The sequence below is a fragment of the Shewanella vesiculosa genome, assembly GCF_009994065.1.
Lineage (GTDB): Bacteria > Pseudomonadota > Gammaproteobacteria > Enterobacterales > Shewanellaceae > Shewanella > Shewanella vesiculosa.
The window spans coordinates 51,273-71,942 of sequence record NZ_JAACSD010000021.1; the positions used below are offsets into that span (position 1 = coordinate 51,273).

Below are 20,670 nucleotides of genomic sequence, written 5' to 3' on the forward strand. Positions count from 1 at the left end.
TTACCCTTTTGCTTCAACTTGCTCTGGCTTATACGTACGGATCAACCAGATCAGACCACCGATCAAGAAGAATGCACTCGGTGGTAGCAGTAATAAACCGTTAGGTTGATACCAACCACCGTCAGAGATTTTACTGAGGATTTCTACGCCGAATAATGAACCATTACCAAATAGTTCACGCACTACGCCGACAGACAATAGAATTGCACCGTAACCTAAACCGTTACCGATACCATCCATAAAGCTCATCATAGGCGGGGTTTTCATTGCGTAAGCTTCAGCACGACCCATTACGATACAGTTAGTAATAATTAAGCCAACGAACACCGATAACTGCTTAGAGATAGCGTAGGCATAAGCTTGTAATACTTGGTCAACCACAATCACTAACGAAGCAATAATGGTCATCTGTACAATAATACGCACACTGCTTGGAATATGATTACGGATAAGTGAGATAAACAGGTTAGAAAACGCTGTTACCGCAGTTAATGCAATCGTCATTACCAATGCTGTTTCTAACTTACTGGTCACAGCAAGTGCGCTACACACACCCAAAATTTGCAATGCAATTGGGTTGTTATTGATAATAGGTCCGGTTAGAACCTGTTTAAGTTCTTTAGCGTCAGCCATTAGCTTAACCCTCCGTTGTGTGCTTTAGCGATAAAGTTTGCAAAACCTTCTTTACCTAACCAAAACTGCAATGAGTGTTGTACACCGTTACTGGTAAGTGTTGCACCGGAAAGTGCATCAACACCATGAACAGAACTCGCCACTACAGGGTTTTTAGTTACACTAATCGCCAGATTGCCTTGCGCATCAAATAACTGCTTACCTTTCCACAATGCTTTCCATTTTGGATTTTCAACTTCGCCACCTAAACCAGGCGTTTCGCCTTGGTCATAGTAAACAAGTCCTTGAACTGTATTTAAGTCAGCTTCAAGTGCCAAAAGTGCATACATGGTTGACCACAAACCATAACCGTGAATAGGAAGAATGACGCTAGTCAGTTTACCTTCATCATTATGAACAAGGTAAACCACTGCGGTATCTGCAACACGTTTAATCGAGGCAATATCGTTTTCTGGCACAGACGAAGTGTCAGTATCACGAGACGCTTTACGTTGATCGTAAAGGTTAGCATTACCTTCAACAAACTCACCGGTTTTAAGATCAACTAAGCGAGCTTCAACATATTGTTCGTACTTGCTTAGGATTTCTTTCTTGGTGACTTTACCTTCTTTGGTATTTATCAGGCTCGCCGCTTCAAGAATATACTTTTGCTTATCGAGTAACTTATTTTCTTGCTGAATAGGCTTTAACACCACGGCAGCGGTCGAAACCAGTACTGAACAGATAAGACATAAGCCGACAACAACAAATAGCGTTCTTCCGAACGAATCTTTATTACTAGCCACGAGCAATCCTCCGCTTGATATTTGACTGTACGACAAAGTGGTCAAATAATGGAGCAAATAGGTTAGCAAACAAAATAGCTAACATAATACCTTCAGGGAATGCAGGGTTAACCACACGGATAAACACTACCATTGCACCAATAAGGAAACCGTATGCCCACTTAGCGGTATTAGTAAACGACGCAGAAACAGGGTCTGTCGCCATAAACATCATACCAAATGCAAATCCACCTAACACTAAGTGCCAATACCAAGGCATTGCAAACATTGGGTTGGTGTCACTGCCAATCATGTTAAGTAAAGTCGCAATAGCAACCATACCTAAGAAAACACCACTGACAATTCGCCAAGAGGCAATGCGGGCATAAATGATAACCAGACCACCGAGCAAAATAGCAAAGGTAGAGACTTCACCGACTGAACCAGGAATGAAGCCCATGAAAGAGTCAATCCAGTTAGCCGTTGAGGCATAGTCAAACGTACCTTGTGCTGCTTGGCTTAATGCTGTTGCACCTGAATAACCATCAGCAACAACCCAAGTAGTATCACCAGACATGCTTAATGGGTAGGCAAAGTACAAGAAAGCTCGACCAGCCAATGCAGGGTTTAAGAAGTTACGCCCTGTACCGCCAAAGATTTCTTTCGCTACAACCACACCGAAGGTAATACCTAGTGCAACCATCCACAATGGAATAGTAGCCGGTAAAGTCAGAGCAAATAGTACCGAGGTAACAAAGAAACCTTCGTTAACTTCATGACCACGCACTGATGCAAATAGCACTTCCCAAAAACCACCGACGATGAAAGTCACGGCGTAGATAGGTAGGAAGAAGCACGCACCGTAGAACATCAAGGACGTAATGCCAGAGTCTGCAGTAAGTTGAGCGCCAAATAACTCAAATAAGCCAACTTGCCAAACATCTGGCGTGCCGAAACCTGCTGCCATCGCGACTTGAGCTTGTAAGCCTACGTTATACATACCAAAAAACATTGCTGGGAATGTACATGCCCAAACCGTAATCATGATACGTTTTAGGTCAACATTATCGCGAACGTGGGTTGCCCCTTTGTTCACTTTACCCGGAGTATAAAATACTGTGGCAGCCGCTTCATAAAGGGCATACCACTTTTCGTACTTGCCGCCTTTTTCAAATTGCGGCTCAATACGTTCGATAAAATCTTTCAAACTCATTAGCCTTCCCTCTCGATCGTATCTAAACAATCACGCAAATATGAACCGTAGTCATACTTACCTGGACATACGAACGTACACAATGCCAAATCTTCTTCATCTAACTCTAATGCGCCTAAACGGGCTGCGCCGTCAAAATCGCCAGAGAGTAAATCACGAAGTAGCATAGTAGGTAGAATGTCTAGAGGCATCACGCGTTCATAGTTACCAATAGGTACCATTGCACGGTCTGAACCGCAGGTGCTAGTGGTCATATTAAATAGACGCGATGGGCTTAAGTGGCCTAAGAATGCACGAGTGATAGAGAATTTATCTGCGCCAGGCATAGCCCAACCGAACAATTCTTTTTCTGTCCCTTCTTCCAGTACGCTCACCTGCTGATGATAACGCCCCAGATAAGCTTGAGGTCCAACCGCTGTGCGACCGCTTAACACTGAGCCCGAAATCACACGAACACCATCACCAACTGTTTCATCAGCAGTCAGTTCAGTCATGCTTGCACCCAAAACGGTACGAACTAGACGAGGTTTTTTCGCTTTAGGACCACCAATAGCAACCACACGTTCAGTGTTTAATACACCTTGAGTGAACAGTTGACCAAAAGCAATCACATCCTGATAGCCAATATGCCACACAGTACGTGTTGCAGAAGCTGGAAGAACGTTGTGAATATGCGTACCCACAAGGCCTGCTGGATGTTTACCCGCAAACTCTTGGACTTGCGCATTGGCTGCTGGGATATCGGCACCTTGTGCTTTACATAGGTAAACTTTACCTTCAGTCAATCGTGCTAGAACCTTAAGGCCGTTAGCAAAATCTTCTTTATGTTGAGCTATGACTACCACAGGATCGGCAGCAAGAGGTTGGGTATCAATTGCAGTAACAAAAATACCTGCAGCAGTAGCATCTACAGCCGGCACTTTACTGAAAGGGCGTGTACGTAAAGCAGTCCACAAACCTGAGTCAATCAGATTATCACGAACAACTTGTACGTCTAACGTGTCTAACTTATCAGCATCGTATTGAGCAAAAGTAACGCTATCGTCACCTTCCACAGCAATAACAACTGACTGAAGTACACGTCTTGCACCTCGGTTGATTTCTAAAATAGTACCACTGGCTAAAGCCGTATATTTAACGCCTAAGTTCTTTTTATCTTCAAAAAGAACTTGGCCTTTTTGTACTTTATCGCCCACTTTGATTTTCATCGTTGGACGTAAGCCAATATACTCTTCACCCAAAGTCGCTACGTGTCTAATGGCTGGGCCATTATGGATAACTTGCTCTGGTCCGCCTGCTATAGGCAGTTCCAATCCTTTCTTAATTGTAATCATATCCACAAGCACTACGTTTGAAGGAAAGACAATGCGCCACGTTCCGCTGCAAAAACAAAGCATTAACAAATGCCTCACGTTTGAGCTAGCGCAGATTTAACTCGAAAATGCGATCGTAATCACGCTGGTCGCGCGCATTTTACCGCAAATATGAGACTATCGCCACGAAAATTATAGGTGTTTTCATACCAATACATTACTTTGTTAAATGATTTTTAGATCAGACTGAACGAATAAGAACCTGCAAGGTTATGCCGTATACGAAAATCTGATAAAAAAACTATCGCATTAATTTTAAAGAAATAAATTTCAGCTGTTCAACCACGAGAACAATTGTGACATAAATAATACTCCCCAAATGAGTCATCACTTGAGGAGTATTGGTATTTTGACATCAAAGTCACATCAGTTGTGAACGACTATGTCTACAGCTTACCTTAGCCTATAAACGATTCTCTAAAAATGGCCTTGATAACCAAAGTAAGTCGTCATTTCAGACTGTCCTTGGGATCCCATTACAGTGCGATTTGCCACTAACTCTTCGTCTAACAAATTCTCTACACGAACATACAGCTCGTGCTGCTCAGTCAAACGGTAAGTTGCGGCGATATCAACTTTCCATTGACTATCGATAGCACGCTCATTTGTGAAGCCACCTTGATAACCTAATTCAGATTGATACAAGGCTTGAGCCATAATAGAAAAGTCGCCATAAACAACACCTGAGCTTAAGGTCAGTTGTTGTTCAGGTACCCAAGGTAGTTGACTATTAGCAGCAAAACATCCCATCAACTCATTGCAATTAGCATTATCTGTTTCAGCTTGGGTATATTGATATTTGGCTTTAAGAGGAATTGAAAAACTATCAAAACTAACGCCATAGGCTATGCTCAAATCTGCGCCGACAACTGAGACATCTTTAATATTCTCTTGTAATGATATTTGCTCATAATCACATACCATGCCCGGCAAACAGCTTACATGCTGGCTATCGTAATCATGCATATAAGCCGTCATGGCAATCGATAAAGCATCTTGTTGATAGCTTAACGCTAATTGATATTGCAGTGCTTCTTGCGCCGTTTGCTCAATATTGCCAGCTGATGCGGCGGTCCAAGCTTGTTTGGCTTGTAACGCGGCTAACCACGGCCCACTCTGATAAGCCACTTCAATAGATGGCGACCAGCCATCATCAGAAAAATCAGCAGCGTTAAGACTCGTATTTACATCACCAAGCTCGCGCGAAACACTGACATGCTCATAACCTAAACCAAGGTTAACAGACCACTGACCATAATTTAATTTGGTATCTACCGCAGATGAAAAAGCTGAAGCATCGTCAGTATAAGTCAGAGCATATTCATTATCTGTGGTGGGTAAAAGTACTAAATCATTGCCCCATAACCAATCTCGTTGACCTAAACGCATTTCAGCTTTGTCGGTGTGATAACGTGCACTATAAGTCACTTGATGTTGACCATACATAGTGACACCTTTAGTTTGCACACCAAAGCCAGCAAAGTCGTTGTTTTGCGTTAACGCGCCTAAGTTCATGCCATCGACAGTGGGTGATGTTTCAAACGTCGCAATGTCAGTTAGTGAGTCATTATCAATCTGCACACCATCAACAAAACGCATTTCTTGAGTTTGTTGCGAATAGGTTTGATAGTAAAAATCAGTATCCATGGTTGACGTCGCTGACAATATCACCTTATGAGCGAGTACATAACGTTGACGTTCGCCATCAGTGTTATCTGTGCTGGATGCGGAATATAAGGCAGTCGGGTTTAAGGCGAAATCTGCAGAGGTTAGCCCTAAATTTCCGCGATCACTGTCTTGCGATGAATACTGGTAACTGAATTCGGTAGTCTGTTGGTTGCGCGCACCAGGTAAACTTTTGGCTGCTATTTTAAATAAAATATCTTTTTGGGTGGTATCGGCCTCTTGCGAAATACGATAACCGACATCGTCTGACGCTGATTGATAATCAACCGCCAGTAACATACCAGATTCTTTCGAAGTGCCACTCACTATGACACCACCATTGATGGCGCTATTATCACTGCCTTCAAGGTTAACATCAGTTGCAGCTTTTTTAGGGCTAATTTGTACAGACTGATAATCCAATTTACCAAAAGCGGCTTCAGAGCTTTCGGTGACACTGGTCATCCCCGTAAAGGATACTTGTTGTTGATGCAACAAATTAGGTTGCAATGCTAGATGTTGTCCTGAATACGGCGCCGGAGAAAAGAAGATTCCATCTTGTAAAATAGCAACACCGTCTGTGGCCCCCGCATGGGTGAACATCACATTTTGATGTGGTGTAGCAGGTAATACTGTTGCGCCCGCCAAACCGAGCACAATATCACTCTGACGATAATGATATTGGCTTATTGATGACTGCTGCAACTCAAGTTGATTATTAATCTTATCAATAGACTCTGTTACCGTTTCGGCAACAGCATTGGTTGAATAGCAAACATAAAGCACTGCGGTGGCTATCACTGACAGGCTAAATGGGTGGTTAGACATATTAATCTCCGTATATGTGTCTGTTCACGCAAAAATCGCTTAATTTGACAAGTTACTAACTAAAACATAGGCATCACAATAACGGTTTTTTTCACATAAAAATAGCGTACTTTTAACGTTTACTCGACATTGAGATGTGCTATTTTCAAAAAAAGCGGCTAAAGCCGCTTTATGATTACCGAGTTAATCAATTGAATTATAATTTACCTAAAATTTCATCACTCAGTTTGAGATCATCATTTTGGTTAACGCTTACGCCAGCAGCAATAATCATCCGCGCAATATCTTGAGCTTGTTCTAATGAGTGCATCTCGTATGTGCCACATTGATACTCATTTAATTCAGGGATATCTTTTTGATCAATCACATTTGTGACGTCAATCATGGCTGCTAACCAAGCATCAGCAACGTTACTTTCTGTCGGTTGACCAATTAAGCTCATGTAAAAACCTGTGCGACATCCCATAGGTGAAATGTCAATAATCTCAATACCATCACCATTCAAATGATCACGCATAAAGCCAGCGAATAAATGCTCAAGCGTATGAATACCACGCTCGCTGAGGATATCTTTATTGGGTGCACAAAAACGCAAATCGAATACAGTAATAGCATCGCCACTTGGCGTGCTCATATGCTTAGCAACACGAACCGCTGGCGCATTCATACGTGTATGGTCTACGGTAAAACTGTCTAATAAAGGCATTGCTTTCTCCAAAATAAATTTAAAAATCTTACAATATAAAGCCTAATAACCAGATACTATCACTATTCCAGCATTGTCACAGTCAGAGTTTACTGCGCATGTTGTTCATCTATTTCAAACTGACTTAACGCATCTTCGGTATAACTAAAATAACGTTTCACAGACTTCTCATTAGCGATATATGACTCTAATACTTTATTAAATAGCGGATCTTTAGCCGCTTCATGATTAAGGACATCATCTCGGGCATTTTTTAATGCTCGCATAACACTATAGGGAAAAGCTTTCACTTGGACATTGTGTTCGTTAAGCAATACGTCCATGGCAGCAATATGGCCTTGAGTATAATCGTCTAACATATCTTGGTTAATGGCACTTGCCGCAACTTTAACCATCATTTGTAAATCTTCAGGTAAGGCAGAGAAAGCCTGCTTGTTAATGAGAAATTCCATGGTCGATCCAGGCTCGTGCCAGCCTGGATAATAGTAGTACTTAGCCACCTGATACAAACCTAGCGGTAAATCATTATAAGGGCCGACCCACTCAGCAGCATCAATAGCCCCGGTTTGGAGCGCGCTATATAATTCCCTGCCAGCTAGCGCATCAACAGGAACACCACCCAGTTTCTTAAGCACCTCGCCCCCAATGCCAGGTAGGCGCATTTTAAGGCCTTTAAAATCTTCAGGTGTTGCAATGACTTTATTAAACCAGCCGCCCATTTGCATGCCAGTATTTCCTCCTGCCAACGGTAACACGCCAAAAGGCTGATAAACTTCCTCCCACAATGCCATTCCACCACCATAATGAAGCCATGCATTCATCTGTTGTGCGGTTAAACCAAAAGGAATTGATGAAAAAAACTGCGCAGCGGGTGCTTTGCCTTTCCAATAATATGAAGCGCTATGCGCCATTTCAATGGTGCCGTTACTTACACCATCAAAAACCGATAAAGCAGGCATCAACTCCCCGGCGCCATAAACCGTAATCACTAAACGTCCGTTTGACATTTGTTTGACTAACTGCGCAAATCGTTCTGGGGCCATGCCTAAACCGGGCAAGTTTTTCGGCCATGAGGTTGCTAAACGCCATTTAATAACTTGATGAGGGAGTAAATCAGTTTGAGAAACAGAGTTTGCCTTTGCTGGCGCCTCTTGTTGACAGCCAAATAGTAATATAAGAACCATTAACCAGCAGATTGGTACCACCTTGCCCATGTCTATATCCTTTATCAATCAGGCTCTTCTACTCCATGACTGTAACATATTCATAACGAGTGACAAATACAACTGATTTACGACAAAAACAAAAAACCTCACGTCATAGGTGAGGTTTTTTTATACACTAGACAAAGTGAGAAACATTAGCCTTTACAGTTAGGCGTTTTAGGTACTTCATCTAAAGCTTGCCATTCTGGCTGGCTGTAAGCATTGATAGATAAGGCATGTACACCGTTGGCTAATTCGTCTGCAAGTGCTTGGTTAACCAAACGGTGACGAGCAAGTAAACGCTGTTCGCTAAATTGATCGCTAACTACAACCACTTTAAAATGGGTTTCTGAATTAGGCGGCACATGATGACGGTTACTTTCATTAATCACCTCTAGATGCAATGGCGCAAAAGCGTGATTCAATTTATCGGTAATGATTTGTTCGACAGACATAGTGATACTCTTATTAATCCATATCGATGAAATCGCAGGGTACTGGTTTGCCGAATAAAGGTCAAACAAGCAGGGTAAAAGTTAACGTTTGAGCACAGCTTTCTCAAGTTGAACTGACATTAACTCCTTGGCCAATCGGTTATATCGACACTATCGATACAATATAACGCATGGCTCTCATCATGTTGCTGTAATGCCTCACGTCCCAACCATGCATTAATAAATAATCCTTGTGGATCGTATGTCTGCTGCTGTTTTTGCAGATTAAAACGTCTCGAACCGCGTGGGTCGGCGCCAACACCGGCTAGATACTGCCAATTGCCCCAATTCACAGCTGGATCATAATCAATTAATTGCTGTTGAAAATACGCCGCCCCATAACGCCAATCACATTGCAGTTCATTGACCAAGCAACTTGCTACAATTTGCCTGCCGCGGTTTGACATATAGCCAGTGTCATTTAACTGCTTCATCAATGCATTCACAAACGGATAAGGTGTAGTGGCGGTTTTCCAAGCTTGAATGCGTTGGGCGTAAAAACTGGTTAATGGTTTACGCCCATTAATGCCTGAAAATCTAAACACCAGCGTATTGAATTTATGCGCGTAAAAATGGAAATACTCACGCCAAAGCAGCTCATACAAAATACACTCGGTCGATTCGTTAGCACCTTGTTGCAACTCAAATTGCTTTAATGCTACCACGACTTGTCTTGCCGATAAGCAACCATTGGCTAACCAAGGCGAAAACTTTGTTGAGCATTCCCAGCCATCAAGTTCGTTGCGTACCGCTTTATAGTTATGAGCTAAATTTGACGAAAAGTAACTGTCTAATTGCAATTTTCCTTGTGCTTCACCACCGCAAAAGACATTGTTCATCGTGTGAGTTTGTGGCAACCAACTAGGATAAGCCAGCCAAGACTGAAGTTGTTTGTCTTGTGGCTTAAGTGCAACCATAGGCGGGAGCCAAGATACTGCATCAATGGCTGGGCTGATATTAACGTTGTCGACCTTTTTACGAAACTGGCTGAATGTCGCAGCCAGATCGGCTAATTCAAAAGGCAGTTGCTGCAGCTCAAACAGCGTTTGCGTAGTAATAGTCGAATATTCAACATTGGGGCATTGCTGCTGAATCACTTGCCAAGCCGTTTGCTCATCGGCACCACTATGGTTACTACGGTATACCCTTGAAATATTATGAGCTTGAATTATATAGGGTAACGATTTTTGCGCTGATGCATAAACAATATGCACCTGTTGACCATATTGATTTAACGTTTCGTCTAAAGCCCGTAATGACTCCAGTAAAAACCTCAGTCGGTACTTACCAACATACTCAGCCTGATATTGAGCTTGGCGAAACCAGCTAGGGTCGATGCAGTACACCACCATCAACTGTTGTGCATGCTGGGCGATATCTGCAAAAATGGCATTATCTGCTACCCGCAGATCATCACCTAACCAATAAAGTGCATTGACAGTAGATTGTGACGTCGATTGTAGGTTCGAGTCTTCGAAAGTTTGCCCACCAGCATTATTCATCTATTCATTACCACAGTTTGTACCAATGCTAATGAGTACGTATACATAGCGGTTAACGGTTCAATAATGATCCATTTTAGCGATATTCCCAAACTAGCTCGACCTTCGGTCTCCGAGGTTCTAGATTCGCTTCGCTGCTAGTTCGCTACGCGGATACAGCACTTCAATTTTACTCGATATCGCTTGTCATCTCTGGGATAGAGACTGCTTAGCTACTGAGATTCTATAGCATCTAGCCGCGCAGCGTCCTAGCCTCTAGGCATTTCGCTTTTAGCTATGGCCATTAACGATATCTGTTAACCATAGTAATTAGGGATAATTTGTCGAAAAGTAAAATTAATACGCGGTTCAACCACCTTAAGGCGTTTAGGTAAAGCATGTTGCCAGTGTTGCTGCATACTGGGATGCATAATGAGTAAATCGCCAGATCCAAGTGCAAAATTCACTTTTATTTTAGTGTTTTTGTGACGCACAACAAAGTCTCTACAGGCGCCTAAAGTAACAGAAGCGATAGCAGAACCGCTGACAATCTCAGGTTCATCATCACTGTGCCAGCCCATACAATCATGGCCATCAGCATAACGATTAACCAATACTGAATTAGTGTCTATTTGATGATCATTAAGTAATTTGGCACGTAATCGGCTCAGGACTCTGGGCCAAGGTAATGCGGTAATGTGTAATTTAGAATAATGATAATCGCATCCAGGATCACCAAACCACACTTGGGTTCGAGGAGTCAGATGCTGTTTACCATATACCTCAATTGAAACCCGCTCTAATGGATATTGATTCACTTCATTGAGCAATAACTGCTGTTGCTTGGGCGATAGAAAACCTTTAATCCAAGTAACTGGGGGGCTAATTGGATTTTTAGCCGATGGCTCGACAACATAATCTTGGGTTAAGCCGTCTTGGGGCCCACCGAAATCTAACCCATGTTGAAATCCTGCCACCTCAATTACCCTCTTATCACTCAGCCTAGTTAATACCAACGCTTAATCTTTGCGATCCATAAACCTGATACCGCAATCACAGCCATTAGGATCAATACTGCAAAATAGCCAAAGCGCCATTTTAATTCAGGCATATTATCAAAATTCATTCCGTAAATACCCGCCACTAAGGTTAACGGTAAAAAAACGGCGGTAACTAGGGTTAATGTCATCATGACCCGATTGGTTTTATGAGCACTCACCGAAATAAAGCCATTAATGAGGCTATCCACTAAGCCTTGATAAAGACTGGCACGACTGGATAATCGCTCAAACTGATTATATAAATAGCTTAGCTGTTGATAATCCATCTTAATATGTTGATGGCTGTCATCGCGAAGCAATTGTTGCAATATCTCTTCGAGATAACTGAATGAACGTTTTGCTTTTTGTAATTTACTGCTATAACCGATTAACTCTGCCAGTAAATCATCAGATGACACCTCAAAAATCTCATCTTCTATGTCACTTAAACGCTCTTCTAACGCTAACATCACAGCTAAATAATCAACCACAATTTGGCGCATGAGATCAAAGCACACTTGACTCATATCAGCATTATCAAGCTGACCATGCTCAGAGATCCGTTGGGTAACCTTACTGACACTGACTGACGGTTTAATATGTTGAGTGACTAAAAAGTGATCATTTACATGCAGTAGTAACTGGCTGCGTTCAAGCAGAAGATACTCTTCTCGGTCCATAAGCTCATGGGTGAGCAAGTATGAATGTGTCTCATATTCTTCAAACTGCGGAGGATGACGTTCACGTTGTGCGTCTTCAAAATCGAGATGATCGATACCAAAGTAAGGATATTGCTTAAAAAATGCTTGGCTATGTTGACTGGTAATATCGACCCATATTAAATGCTGTTGTGGGTCATATTCAGCCATAAGGGCCTCATCTCCTTGAGATAATAATAGACCTTGTGCATTGAATAACATTATCTTTATTGCCATGAATAGCCCTTTTAACAACTCATTATTGCTGTAAAAATAGCCTAACTTACCCTTTCAAGCTCAGCAATCGTCTCAATATGTTGTTTAATCTGCTCAAAATGACTATTAACCCAAGCACTGCTAATTGGTCCCCAGGTTGATATGCGATAATAACCATCATTATGACGTTGGCCTTGTTGCACAAAGTCCACTTCAATCCCAATATCGACAAATGCCGCTATTGCATCTTGCAATGTTCTTCTGGGCATCTGAGTCAGTTTTTGCAGGCTTAATAAGTTGTGCTGTTCTTCATCAAGCAAATGCGCTAAATATAATTTCCGTAAAAATGCTTTTTGCGATTTATTGATCACGTAATTATTTGAAAACATCTTTTACACGCCCTATTGTCTCTATATCACTCAGTTGAAATTACTGTATCAATAGCCCGTCACGCAAGCACTATTACTGGAGTGGCTTTATTACTGCATAATTAATTACTGATTGTTAAGCCACGGCATTGATTTATCGATACCTAAGATGATTAACTCTACCTAAGTTAAACCAATCTAGTTATAGTTTTTAATAATAGAAATAGCAGACATGGACAGTGAACAAACATGGATACTCCGCCGCACGTGAAGAACCCATTCGAGCAACCACCAATCAATGAGCCTGCAATAATAAGCGATACCGCTATATTATCCGCAGAAAAATTGTCAGCAGAAAAAGAATCATCAACAAATATTTATGATCATGGTCGACGTTTATCTCAAGCCGATTACATTCAGCTGGCCGACTTACCACTGAGCAATATTGATGCTAACTATCCTAAGTTATTGCTCATCATTAGTACGCTTATAGCAGTAGTTGCCTTATCGCTATTAAGTGTATTTCAATTAATCGCTCAACCACTGCCATTAATGATAGCCCTAGTAGGGCTAGTTTCAGTAACCTTGTTGGCCGCTATAATCATTAAACTTATCCACCTCAAAGCCAGCAAAATTGCTTATGGATTGTTTAAACATGAAATGGTGCTGCGTGAAGGATTATTTTGGATATCGACAACAGCGCTGCCCTATACTCGGCTGCAACATGTTAATTTGTCTCAGGGACCTCTTGAGCGAAAATACAACTTGGTCACCTTAAAATGCTTTAGTGCTGGCAGTGGATTAGCTGAAATAGATTTACCAGGCCTCAATGCTGATTTAGCTGAACATTTACGCCAACACTTATTAAGCCAAGCGGCAGCGAGTCACCCGTCAGGCATCGCCGAAGATGATATGGTTGAAACAAGGGCTCCTAACCAAGAAACCGATACTTTATCCATTTATCCTGCGCAACAGGATAACCATAATGGATAAGCCATCAACAGCAGATAACCATCAGCCGCATGGAACGGAAGCCGTTGTCACTGTTCAACCAGTTGATGCAGCCAGCAGCGATATTAATCATACGCTAACCGATAACATCAATATCGCAAGTGATTTACAGCAATGGCAAGCACTGTCAGCGTGGTCTATCGTCAGTAATATTTTCAGTACCTTAAAAAGCATCCTTAGCAATGGCTTTGCTATTGTGCCCATTGTTTACACTGGATGGAAACAAGGTTTTGACATGCAATGGGGCATATTGGCGTCTGGCATACTATTATTGCTGGTGACATTATTGGCGATAATAGAATGGCGTAAATTTCGCTTTCGTCTTAATAACCATCAACTTGAAGTAAAACGCGGCTTATTGTTTACTAAAAAAGATGAAATACCCCTTAGCCGTATTCAAAATATTCGTTATGAACAACCCTTTTATTTTAAGCCACTGTCACTTGGAACCTTAGTGATTGAAACTGCAGGATCTAAGAATGATGAGGCTCACTTAGCGGCTTTAGATACCCAACAAGCGCAAACCCTAAAACGTTTGCTGCTAAATTTACCCCACGCAAAAACAGCATCAACAAGTGAACATTCACAGGTTAACGAACAAGATAGCGCAGATACCTCCCAGACTGTAGTGCGTAAAAGTTTATGGGATTTAGTGTTATTTGGCTTTTATCAAAACAACTTTATTTGGTTTGCAGTCATTGCCGGCCCCATAGCAGGTCAAGTCAATTGGGATAACATATTTGACTCACCAGTGGCGCAGCAATTTTGGCTATGGGCCCAGCAACAAACCCATCAAAATATTGGCCTACAAACCATCATGGTCATAGTGGTGTTGTTTGGGGTTTACAGCTTGTTTTCGTTAATTTCAATTATCGCGGCAATCTTAAAATATCATCCATATCAGCTCGACAAACATGATGATACTTTACAGCGCAGTGGCGGTGTGATTTCACATCAACAAGATGCCTTGGCTATAAGGCGTATTCAATTAGTGCATGTTCAACAACCTATCATTGCACGTTTATTTAACCGATGGACCTTATACTTCAAACAAGTCAAAGGCCATGAGGTTGAACATAAGACCAAGCAACACATGTTAGTTCCAAGCGTTAAGTCAGCTGAAATAGAATCTCTTTTGGCAAAAATACCTCACCTCAGCGGTGGAGCAAGCGCACTGCCCAACAGTTACTCGCCTATTCATGTTAATTGGCTAACCAGAAGAATCGCGCTGCCACTGACCCTAGCCAGTGTAATCAGTATCATGGGGTATTATGGCAATCAAAGCCTTGGTTTTTTTGAAGTGATTTGGTTTGCCGCCATCATGGTAATAGTTGCACTGTTTATCCGCTATAAACAGTGGGGTTATGTCGTAGCAGAACAGGTGATTTGGCAGCACAGTGGCTTTTTAGGTCAACAATGGAAACGAGTCACATTTGAAAAAGTTCAACACGTTTCGATTACTCAAACTCAAAGCCAAAAACAGGCTAAACTAGCATATGTTGAAGTTGGATTAGCCAGTGGCAGTGTGGTGTTCCCATATATACCAATACAAGTGGCCGAACTGATTATTACACGATCACTTAATGCAACGAGTCACGATAACCGCAATTGGATTTAGCAAAATGAATCAAATAATAACAAGTGTTACCCCAGACCATGTAATTGATTTTTGGTTTGTGCAACTATCCTCTAAGCAATGGTGGATAAAGGATTTAGCGCTTGATTTGCAGATAAAACAAGCTTTTAGCACCACGCTTGATGCAGCCGTAAAAGGTGAATTACAACATTGGCGTACTAATGCTCAAGGCCGATTAGCTGAAATTATCGTGCTAGACCAATTTTCACGAAATATTCATCGCGATACCCCAGCGGCATTTGCCGCTGACAATATCGCATTAGTACTTGCACAAGAAGCTGTAACATTAGGCTGTTTAGCTCAGTTACCAACACAACAAGCGGGCTTTTTAATCATGCCCTACATGCATAGTGAATCAATGAAAATCCATCAACAAGGCTTGCCATTATTTGAGCAATATGCGCCCAATAATCTGCCCAGCCAACTGCAACATCAAGCTATTATCGCGCAATTTAATCGTTATCCACATCGAAATAAAATATTAGGGCGCGACTCTACAACTGCCGAAATCGAATTTTTAACTCAACCCGGCTCCAGCTTTTAAGCAGATTAAAAGCACCGTTTGGTAATACCCTAGCCAGCTTCAACAAGCCATGCTATTTAACCACTAATACAGGGCAATCAGCTTTATTGGCAATGGCTTCGGCTACATTGTCATGTAAAAAATGAGCCAACCCGCTTCTGCCATGACTGGCAATTACCACCATGCCAATATCACCTTTATTGGCTTCGGCTAAAATTTCGGTAATCGCATCGCCACGGCGGATAACCGTTTCAATTTTTAAATTAGTATTTAGCTGCCCAAGCAGTTCATGCATTCGACTCGCAGCCGCTTCTTCCATACTTTTAGCTAACTCTTCGGGAGTAATCGCAAGTACCATATAATTTTCATCACCAAAAGGCTGATCAACTACGTGCACAATACGAATCCCAACTTGGTATAAATTTGCCATTTCAATGGCATAACGTAATGCATGTGACGCCGTATCAGAAAAATCGGTAGGCCATAAAATATTACGAGTACGCATATTATCTTCCTCCATATCATTTGCTAAAACATTACATACCAGATAAACACACTCTGTTTCGTTTCACCAATATAAGTTTCATCAACGCTGAATAACACCCCACGTTTAAAGATATGTTCAGCATTGAAATTAAGTATAGTCAATATTAAAGAGTCACTTAGTGATCAAAGTCAAATCAAAACCGAAAACTTGCTTTAGATCAAAAAACAACCTAACATTAGACCGACTAATCAGTCGGTTTATTGAGTTGTTCAATATGACACTCAGCAAATCAACATCGTTATTTTTGTTGGAGACAAAATATGAATATGGCCGTTGATAATATTGAAACACAACTACGACAATCACTAGCCGATCAACGCGCGCGTTTCCTGTCTAATCCAGCACCTGATTATCAATCACGAGTCGATAAATTAACTCGTCTAAAACAAGCATTACTCGATAACCAGCAAGCTATTATCGATGCCTTAATCAATGATTACGGTCATAGATCGCCAAATGACACTATCATTTCCGATATTATGCCTTGTGTAAATAACATCAATTACACCATCAAACAGCTTAAATCATGGATGAAACCCAGTCGACGCCATGCCGGTTTATTACTGTCGCCATCTAAAGTTTCGGTGCAATATCAGCCATTAGGCGTGATAGGCATCATAGTGCCGTGGAACTTCCCGGTCATGTTATCAATGGGTCCGCTAATCACCGCCATTGCCGCCGGTAATAGCGCAATGCTCAAAATGTCTGAGTTTACTCCGGCAACGAATGCGGTATTAAGTCAGATGTTGGCAACAATATTTGACCCTACTGAAGTTGCAGTCGTTGAAGGTGAAGCCGATGTGGCCGCGGTGTTTTCAGGATTACCGTTTGACCATATTCTGTTTACCGGTTCTAGCGTTGTTGGCCGCCATGTTATGCGCGCCGCAGCGAATAACTTAACCCCAGTCACCTTAGAGCTAGGGGGCAAATCGCCAGCGATCATTGCTCCAGATATGCCAATAGACACAGCAGTAGAGCGACTTATTTTTGGTAAGTGCTTAAATGCGGGGCAAATATGTGTCGCCCCTGACTATGTCTTATGCCCAGCAGAAAAAGTTGAGGCATTTATTGCCGCTTACCAACGTCGATTTAATAAAATGTACCCTAACTTCGACACCAACCCAGACTACGGTAATATCATTAATGATCGTCAGTACCATCGCCTAATCAAAGTGTTAGACGATGCAAAAGCCAAAGGTGCAAGCATCACTTCCGCCATTACAGGCCCAATATCAACAACACAGCGGAAAATAGCCACTCAACTAGTGACTAATACCACTGATGATATGCTGATTATGCAAGACGAGATCTTTGGACCTTTATTACCGATTATTAGCTACCAGTCGATTGATGAAGCGATGGCTTACATCAATAAAAACGATCGTCCATTAGCCTTATATGTGATGAGTTTTGAGCCACAAACTCAACAAAAAATATTAGCTCACACTCATTCTGGTGGTGTATGCATTAACGATACGGTATTTCATGTTGCCGCCGATGATGCGCCCTTTGGTGGCATTGGTCCATCAGGTATGGGGCACTACCACGGCAAAGAAGGTTTTTTAACCTTTAGCCACGCTAAAACCATTCTACACAGCGGTAAAATAAATAGTGGTATCTTGGTTCACCCGCCTTATGGCGGTATTATCCAACGGTTATTAATGAAGTTTTTCTTGCGTTAACACCGGATTATCGCCACTGCAATTATTGTGTGGCAAGCAATAATTGCTCTGCGTAATGAAGAGTCAAACTGATTTAACAGATAATCATCAACTCTCTCCTTATAAACAGACTTTAGATCAACAGGTATCTTGATTCGATGAGCCATAAAGCAGTGATGACCACAGATAAGAAACAAGCCATTTTAGATTCAGCTTTACAGCTGTTTGTAAAGAAAGGCTTTAATGCTACATCGACCGCCTCAATAGCCAAAGCGGCTGGCGTGGCAACGGGCACCTTGTTTCATCATTTTCCAACCAAAAAAGACATCATGAGCCAGCTGTTCTTATCCATTAAACAAGAATTTGCGACCAATATGATCAGCAATACTGATTTTAGTGGAGATATTGAACAAGATGCTAATACTCTATGGCAAAAAGCCATCGATTGGGCGATTGCACAACCGTTAAAGCAACTATTTTTTTTGCAATATTCGATGTCAGCAGACATTGATGCTGACGTCAGAAAGCAAGCGATGAATAGCATTTTAGGATTTGTGGTCGAGCTGATTGAGCAAGGTAAACAACAGCAGATTATTGCAGACTTTCCCAATGCCTTATTACTCGAAAACTGCCATGGGCAGTACTTAGCGGCGATTCGATTCTTTACCGACAACCCCAATTTAGGTGACGATGATGCGCACAGGAACGCTAGTTTTAGATTATTTTGGCAAGCAATGAAAGCGTAGCGTACTGAACACTGTATTATTCATCTACACTAAAACCGCTTAAATCAATTTCTTCATTGTCTGCTGTTATCTGGGTATCAAAATCTAATTGAGGTGTATGCGCGGTTTGCAGGGTTTGAAGCTCAAGCTGTTTCGCTTTATGAATGGCATACTGGCGACGTCGTTTACGCTGTAAACACAAACGGATCACATCTTGCTTTTGTAACTCGCTAAACGTCATCCAGTTAAAACGTTCATCGCGACTACGATGGCAGCCCATACAGTAGCCGCGACTGTCTGACTGACAAACGCCGATACAAGGGCTTGGCACCGCAAAAAAACTTAACTGTTCCATCATTAGAATGCTTAACCTCAGCGAATATTGTTAAATGCCAAATATACGATATAGTCATTAATAGTTTGCTTTGATAACGGCTCAGAACCGACTAACGTCGTTATCGAACACCTTGATATTAAGGTTATACTAATTGAGTTAATTTTGTACATTATTGCACGTTAAAGGAAGTCTTATGACAACACCACAGCGTTCAGGTAAGTTTTTTACTCAAAAAATAGCGCATTATCAATTCATTACCCTAATCTGTAGCCTGCTATTACTGACATCTTGCACGGTAAAACCCAAGCAAGATTATGATGTTAATTACGATTTTTCTGTACTCAAAACATTCAGTCAGCTCACCGTAAAACAAACCGATGATCCGTTAACCGCTGATCGTATTAATGCCGAAATTAAACAAACCTTACTTAATCAAGGTTATGTCTTTACTAAAGACAATGCTGACTTTTTAGTGAGTTACGCATTTTTCACTGAAGACGAAGAGCAAGATTCTGGGTTATCTTTTGGTCTAGGCTCTGGAACGTGGGGCGCTAATGGTGGGTTAATCGTTGGAACAAGTATGGGGATCCCTCTAGGCAGTGACACGGCTAAAATTCAAACGATTCAAATTGATATTATCGACCCTGCCAGTAAACGCTTAATTTGGCGTGGCACTAGTCAGTATCGCTATGATCAAGGTGGCGAATATAAAGTGAAAAGTATCCAGCAAACTATCATCGCTATTTTGGGGCAATTTCCCCCCAAAAAAGAATAATAGCCTTAATTTTACTCTCAGTAATAATCGATGCACAGTGGCTGATCAAATATCTATTTAGCAATGAGTCACTTCACGGTAAACTAAGCGCCACATTACTTTATTGACCCAGTTGAAATGACGACAGAAACATACAACCAAGCTTTATTAACACTTGCGCTAGCTGGAATAGAAGCCATAAATACTTCGGCATCACAACACAAATCCGTCAGAACACCAGCACAAGAAAGCCATTTTTTATGTAACTGGATGGTTGAGTCGTTAAAAACAAAACGCTTTTCAAAGCTCATGGCAGACGACTTAACAACTTGGATCAGTCAAGCACGAAGTCAAGGTGCGGGAGCTCAACTGAAACGTTTGTTAACCTGTATTGCAGATCAATATCAACAAGCTAACAACAGTACTATTGCGACCGGTGCAGGACTTAAAGGCCTTTTAGCCGCCTTGACGGAACAAAAGTGGGTGGTGATCACTGATACCGATATAGATGTAAAATTAAAACTCGGCAGCGATGGTCAATCCAGTATAGTCATCTCAGCAAAACAATTTAATCAGCATATTGTTGACGATAAAATTGTTAAACCCATCTCAATGTACATTCGCGGCGACGAAAAACTGGTCGCTCGCTTAGCACTAGAACAAGGTTTATTACTCAGTCAAGCCAATAAAAAGACTTCTCTGATCAAACACCATAAAACTTACATGCTAATGCCAAGTAATTTACATCCAAGTTTATGTTTGCTGTGTCTTGACCTTTATTAACTATCAATA

21 protein-coding genes are annotated in these 20,670 nt (G+C 41.6%); 7 read left to right on the plus strand and 14 right to left on the minus strand.

Features of this window, described 5'->3' with window-relative positions:
• The 12 genes from GW828_RS17690 to GW828_RS17745 all read right to left on the minus strand — a co-directional run bounded on the left by GW828_RS17690 (position 1) and on the right by GW828_RS17745 (position 12,705).
• A complete protein-coding gene (locus tag GW828_RS17690; protein WP_011636426.1) occupies positions 1-633 on the minus strand; it encodes an NADH:ubiquinone reductase (Na(+)-transporting) subunit D in 633 nt (210 codons plus the stop codon).
• The gene (locus tag GW828_RS17695; RefSeq protein ID WP_124015673.1) at positions 633-1,418 is read right to left on the minus strand and encodes a Na(+)-translocating NADH-quinone reductase subunit C; all 786 of its coding nucleotides are present in this window, start codon (positions 1,416-1,418) and stop codon (positions 633-635) included. Before GW828_RS17695 ends, GW828_RS17690 begins: the two co-directional genes overlap by 1 nt.
• A complete protein-coding gene (locus GW828_RS17700) occupies positions 1,411-2,610 on the minus strand; it encodes an NADH:ubiquinone reductase (Na(+)-transporting) subunit B (protein WP_124015672.1) in 1,200 nt (399 codons plus the stop codon). The genes GW828_RS17695 and GW828_RS17700 overlap by 8 nt, the downstream gene beginning before the upstream one ends.
• On the minus strand, positions 2,610-3,944 hold the full coding sequence (locus GW828_RS17705) for a Na(+)-translocating NADH-quinone reductase subunit A (protein ID WP_182697845.1): 1,335 nt from the start codon (positions 3,942-3,944) through the stop codon (positions 2,610-2,612). Before GW828_RS17705 ends, GW828_RS17700 begins: the two co-directional genes overlap by 1 nt.
• Before the next feature lie 456 nt (positions 3,945-4,400).
• Entirely contained in the window at positions 4,401-6,476 is a 2,076-nt protein-coding gene (locus GW828_RS17710; RefSeq protein ID WP_273058580.1) for a TonB-dependent receptor, read from the minus strand.
• 196 nt (positions 6,477-6,672) lie between these two features.
• Positions 6,673-7,182, minus strand: a complete 510-nt coding sequence (gene luxS, locus GW828_RS17715; RefSeq protein WP_124015669.1) for an S-ribosylhomocysteine lyase — start codon at positions 7,180-7,182, stop codon at positions 6,673-6,675.
• 89 nt (positions 7,183-7,271) lie between these two features.
• On the minus strand, positions 7,272-8,396 hold the full coding sequence (locus GW828_RS17720) for a TRAP transporter substrate-binding protein (RefSeq protein WP_273058577.1): 1,125 nt from the start codon (positions 8,394-8,396) through the stop codon (positions 7,272-7,274).
• Positions 8,397-8,542: 146 nt separating this feature from the next.
• Positions 8,543-8,842, minus strand: coding sequence for a BolA family protein (locus GW828_RS17725; protein WP_124015667.1), 300 nt, complete (start codon positions 8,840-8,842; stop codon positions 8,543-8,545).
• 119 nt (positions 8,843-8,961) lie between these two features.
• Positions 8,962-10,383, minus strand: a complete 1,422-nt coding sequence (locus tag GW828_RS17730) for a DASH family cryptochrome (RefSeq protein ID WP_273058575.1) — start codon at positions 10,381-10,383, stop codon at positions 8,962-8,964.
• A 296-nt stretch (positions 10,384-10,679) separates the two neighbouring features.
• On the minus strand, positions 10,680-11,339 hold the full coding sequence (locus GW828_RS17735) for an alpha-ketoglutarate-dependent dioxygenase AlkB family protein (protein ID WP_124015665.1): 660 nt from the start codon (positions 11,337-11,339) through the stop codon (positions 10,680-10,682).
• Positions 11,340-11,368: 29 nt separating this feature from the next.
• On the minus strand, positions 11,369-12,337 hold the full coding sequence (locus tag GW828_RS17740) for a magnesium transporter CorA family protein (protein ID WP_124015664.1): 969 nt from the start codon (positions 12,335-12,337) through the stop codon (positions 11,369-11,371).
• 41 nt (positions 12,338-12,378) lie between these two features.
• Positions 12,379-12,705 (minus strand): winged helix-turn-helix domain-containing protein, encoded by a 327-nt coding sequence (locus tag GW828_RS17745; RefSeq protein ID WP_182741460.1) that lies wholly within the window; start codon positions 12,703-12,705, stop codon positions 12,379-12,381.
• A 228-nt stretch (positions 12,706-12,933) separates the two neighbouring features.
• Here GW828_RS17745 and GW828_RS17750 point away from each other — a divergent pair, with 228 nt between their 5' ends.
• The 3 genes from GW828_RS17750 to GW828_RS17760 are packed head-to-tail and all read left to right on the plus strand — an operon-like array spanning position 12,934 to position 15,875.
• Positions 12,934-13,677 (plus strand): PH domain-containing protein, encoded by a 744-nt coding sequence (locus GW828_RS17750; RefSeq protein WP_273058572.1) that lies wholly within the window; start codon positions 12,934-12,936, stop codon positions 13,675-13,677.
• Positions 13,670-15,313, plus strand: a complete 1,644-nt coding sequence (locus GW828_RS17755; protein ID WP_273058570.1) for a PH domain-containing protein — start codon at positions 13,670-13,672, stop codon at positions 15,311-15,313. The genes GW828_RS17750 and GW828_RS17755 overlap by 8 nt, the downstream gene beginning before the upstream one ends.
• A gap of 4 nt (positions 15,314-15,317) precedes the next feature.
• Positions 15,318-15,875, plus strand: coding sequence for a DUF924 family protein (locus tag GW828_RS17760; RefSeq protein ID WP_273058569.1), 558 nt, complete (start codon positions 15,318-15,320; stop codon positions 15,873-15,875).
• A 52-nt stretch (positions 15,876-15,927) separates the two neighbouring features.
• On the opposite strand, the gene GW828_RS17765 is transcribed toward GW828_RS17760, so the two are convergent.
• Positions 15,928-16,359 (minus strand): universal stress protein, encoded by a 432-nt coding sequence (locus GW828_RS17765; RefSeq protein WP_124015659.1) that lies wholly within the window; start codon positions 16,357-16,359, stop codon positions 15,928-15,930.
• 302 nt (positions 16,360-16,661) lie between these two features.
• Here GW828_RS17765 and GW828_RS17770 point away from each other — a divergent pair, with 302 nt between their 5' ends.
• Positions 16,662-18,083, plus strand: coding sequence for a coniferyl aldehyde dehydrogenase (locus GW828_RS17770; protein ID WP_273058567.1), 1,422 nt, complete (start codon positions 16,662-16,664; stop codon positions 18,081-18,083).
• Positions 18,084-18,220: 137 nt separating this feature from the next.
• Positions 18,221-18,808, plus strand: coding sequence for a TetR/AcrR family transcriptional regulator (locus tag GW828_RS17775; protein WP_273058566.1), 588 nt, complete (start codon positions 18,221-18,223; stop codon positions 18,806-18,808).
• 16 nt (positions 18,809-18,824) lie between these two features.
• Here GW828_RS17775 and GW828_RS17780 read toward each other — a convergent pair whose 3' ends face one another.
• Complete coding sequence (locus GW828_RS17780; RefSeq protein WP_124015702.1) at positions 18,825-19,142, minus strand: DUF1289 domain-containing protein; 318 nt, start codon at positions 19,140-19,142, stop codon at positions 18,825-18,827.
• Between the two features lie 175 nt (positions 19,143-19,317).
• Between GW828_RS17780 and GW828_RS17785 the strand changes: the two genes are divergently transcribed.
• Together GW828_RS17785 and GW828_RS17790 are read left to right on the plus strand one after the other, a co-directional pair.
• Positions 19,318-19,899 carry a DUF4136 domain-containing protein gene (locus tag GW828_RS17785; protein WP_207891311.1) on the plus strand — a complete coding sequence of 194 codons (582 nt, stop codon included), beginning with the start codon at positions 19,318-19,320 and terminating at the stop codon, positions 19,897-19,899.
• Positions 19,900-20,016: 117 nt separating this feature from the next.
• A complete protein-coding gene (locus GW828_RS17790; protein WP_182697835.1) occupies positions 20,017-20,661 on the plus strand; it encodes a DUF2913 family protein in 645 nt (214 codons plus the stop codon).
• Positions 20,662-20,670 lie beyond the last annotated feature (9 nt).

Coding starts and splice junctions, on each gene's coding strand:
- luxS (WP_124015669.1), bottom strand. CDS start 7,182: ATGCCTTTATTAGACAGTTTTACCGTAGACCATACACGTATGAATGCG.
- GW828_RS17790 (WP_182697835.1), top strand. CDS start 20,017: ATGACGACAGAAACATACAACCAAGCTTTATTAACACTTGCGCTAGCT.
- GW828_RS17690 (WP_011636426.1), bottom strand. CDS start 633: ATGGCTGACGCTAAAGAACTTAAACAGGTTCTAACCGGACCTATTATC.
- GW828_RS17720 (WP_273058577.1), bottom strand. CDS start 8,396: ATGGGCAAGGTGGTACCAATCTGCTGGTTAATGGTTCTTATATTACTA.
- GW828_RS17765 (WP_124015659.1), bottom strand. CDS start 16,359: ATGCGTACTCGTAATATTTTATGGCCTACCGATTTTTCTGATACGGCG.
- GW828_RS17740 (WP_124015664.1), bottom strand. CDS start 12,337: ATGGCAATAAAGATAATGTTATTCAATGCACAAGGTCTATTATTATCT.
- GW828_RS17725 (WP_124015667.1), bottom strand. CDS start 8,842: ATGTCTGTCGAACAAATCATTACCGATAAATTGAATCACGCTTTTGCG.
- GW828_RS17780 (WP_124015702.1), bottom strand. CDS start 19,142: ATGGAACAGTTAAGTTTTTTTGCGGTGCCAAGCCCTTGTATCGGCGTT.
- GW828_RS17750 (WP_273058572.1), top strand. CDS start 12,934: ATGGATACTCCGCCGCACGTGAAGAACCCATTCGAGCAACCACCAATC.
- GW828_RS17785 (WP_207891311.1), top strand. CDS start 19,318: ATGACAACACCACAGCGTTCAGGTAAGTTTTTTACTCAAAAAATAGCG.
- GW828_RS17710 (WP_273058580.1), bottom strand. CDS start 6,476: ATGTCTAACCACCCATTTAGCCTGTCAGTGATAGCCACCGCAGTGCTT.
- GW828_RS17700 (WP_124015672.1), bottom strand. CDS start 2,610: ATGAGTTTGAAAGATTTTATCGAACGTATTGAGCCGCAATTTGAAAAA.
- GW828_RS17705 (WP_182697845.1), bottom strand. CDS start 3,944: ATGATTACAATTAAGAAAGGATTGGAACTGCCTATAGCAGGCGGACCA.
- GW828_RS17755 (WP_273058570.1), top strand. CDS start 13,670: ATGGATAAGCCATCAACAGCAGATAACCATCAGCCGCATGGAACGGAA.
- GW828_RS17760 (WP_273058569.1), top strand. CDS start 15,318: ATGAATCAAATAATAACAAGTGTTACCCCAGACCATGTAATTGATTTT.
- GW828_RS17770 (WP_273058567.1), top strand. CDS start 16,662: ATGAATATGGCCGTTGATAATATTGAAACACAACTACGACAATCACTA.
- GW828_RS17745 (WP_182741460.1), bottom strand. CDS start 12,705: ATGTTTTCAAATAATTACGTGATCAATAAATCGCAAAAAGCATTTTTA.
- GW828_RS17730 (WP_273058575.1), bottom strand. CDS start 10,383: ATGAATAATGCTGGTGGGCAAACTTTCGAAGACTCGAACCTACAATCG.
- GW828_RS17775 (WP_273058566.1), top strand. CDS start 18,221: ATGAGCCATAAAGCAGTGATGACCACAGATAAGAAACAAGCCATTTTA.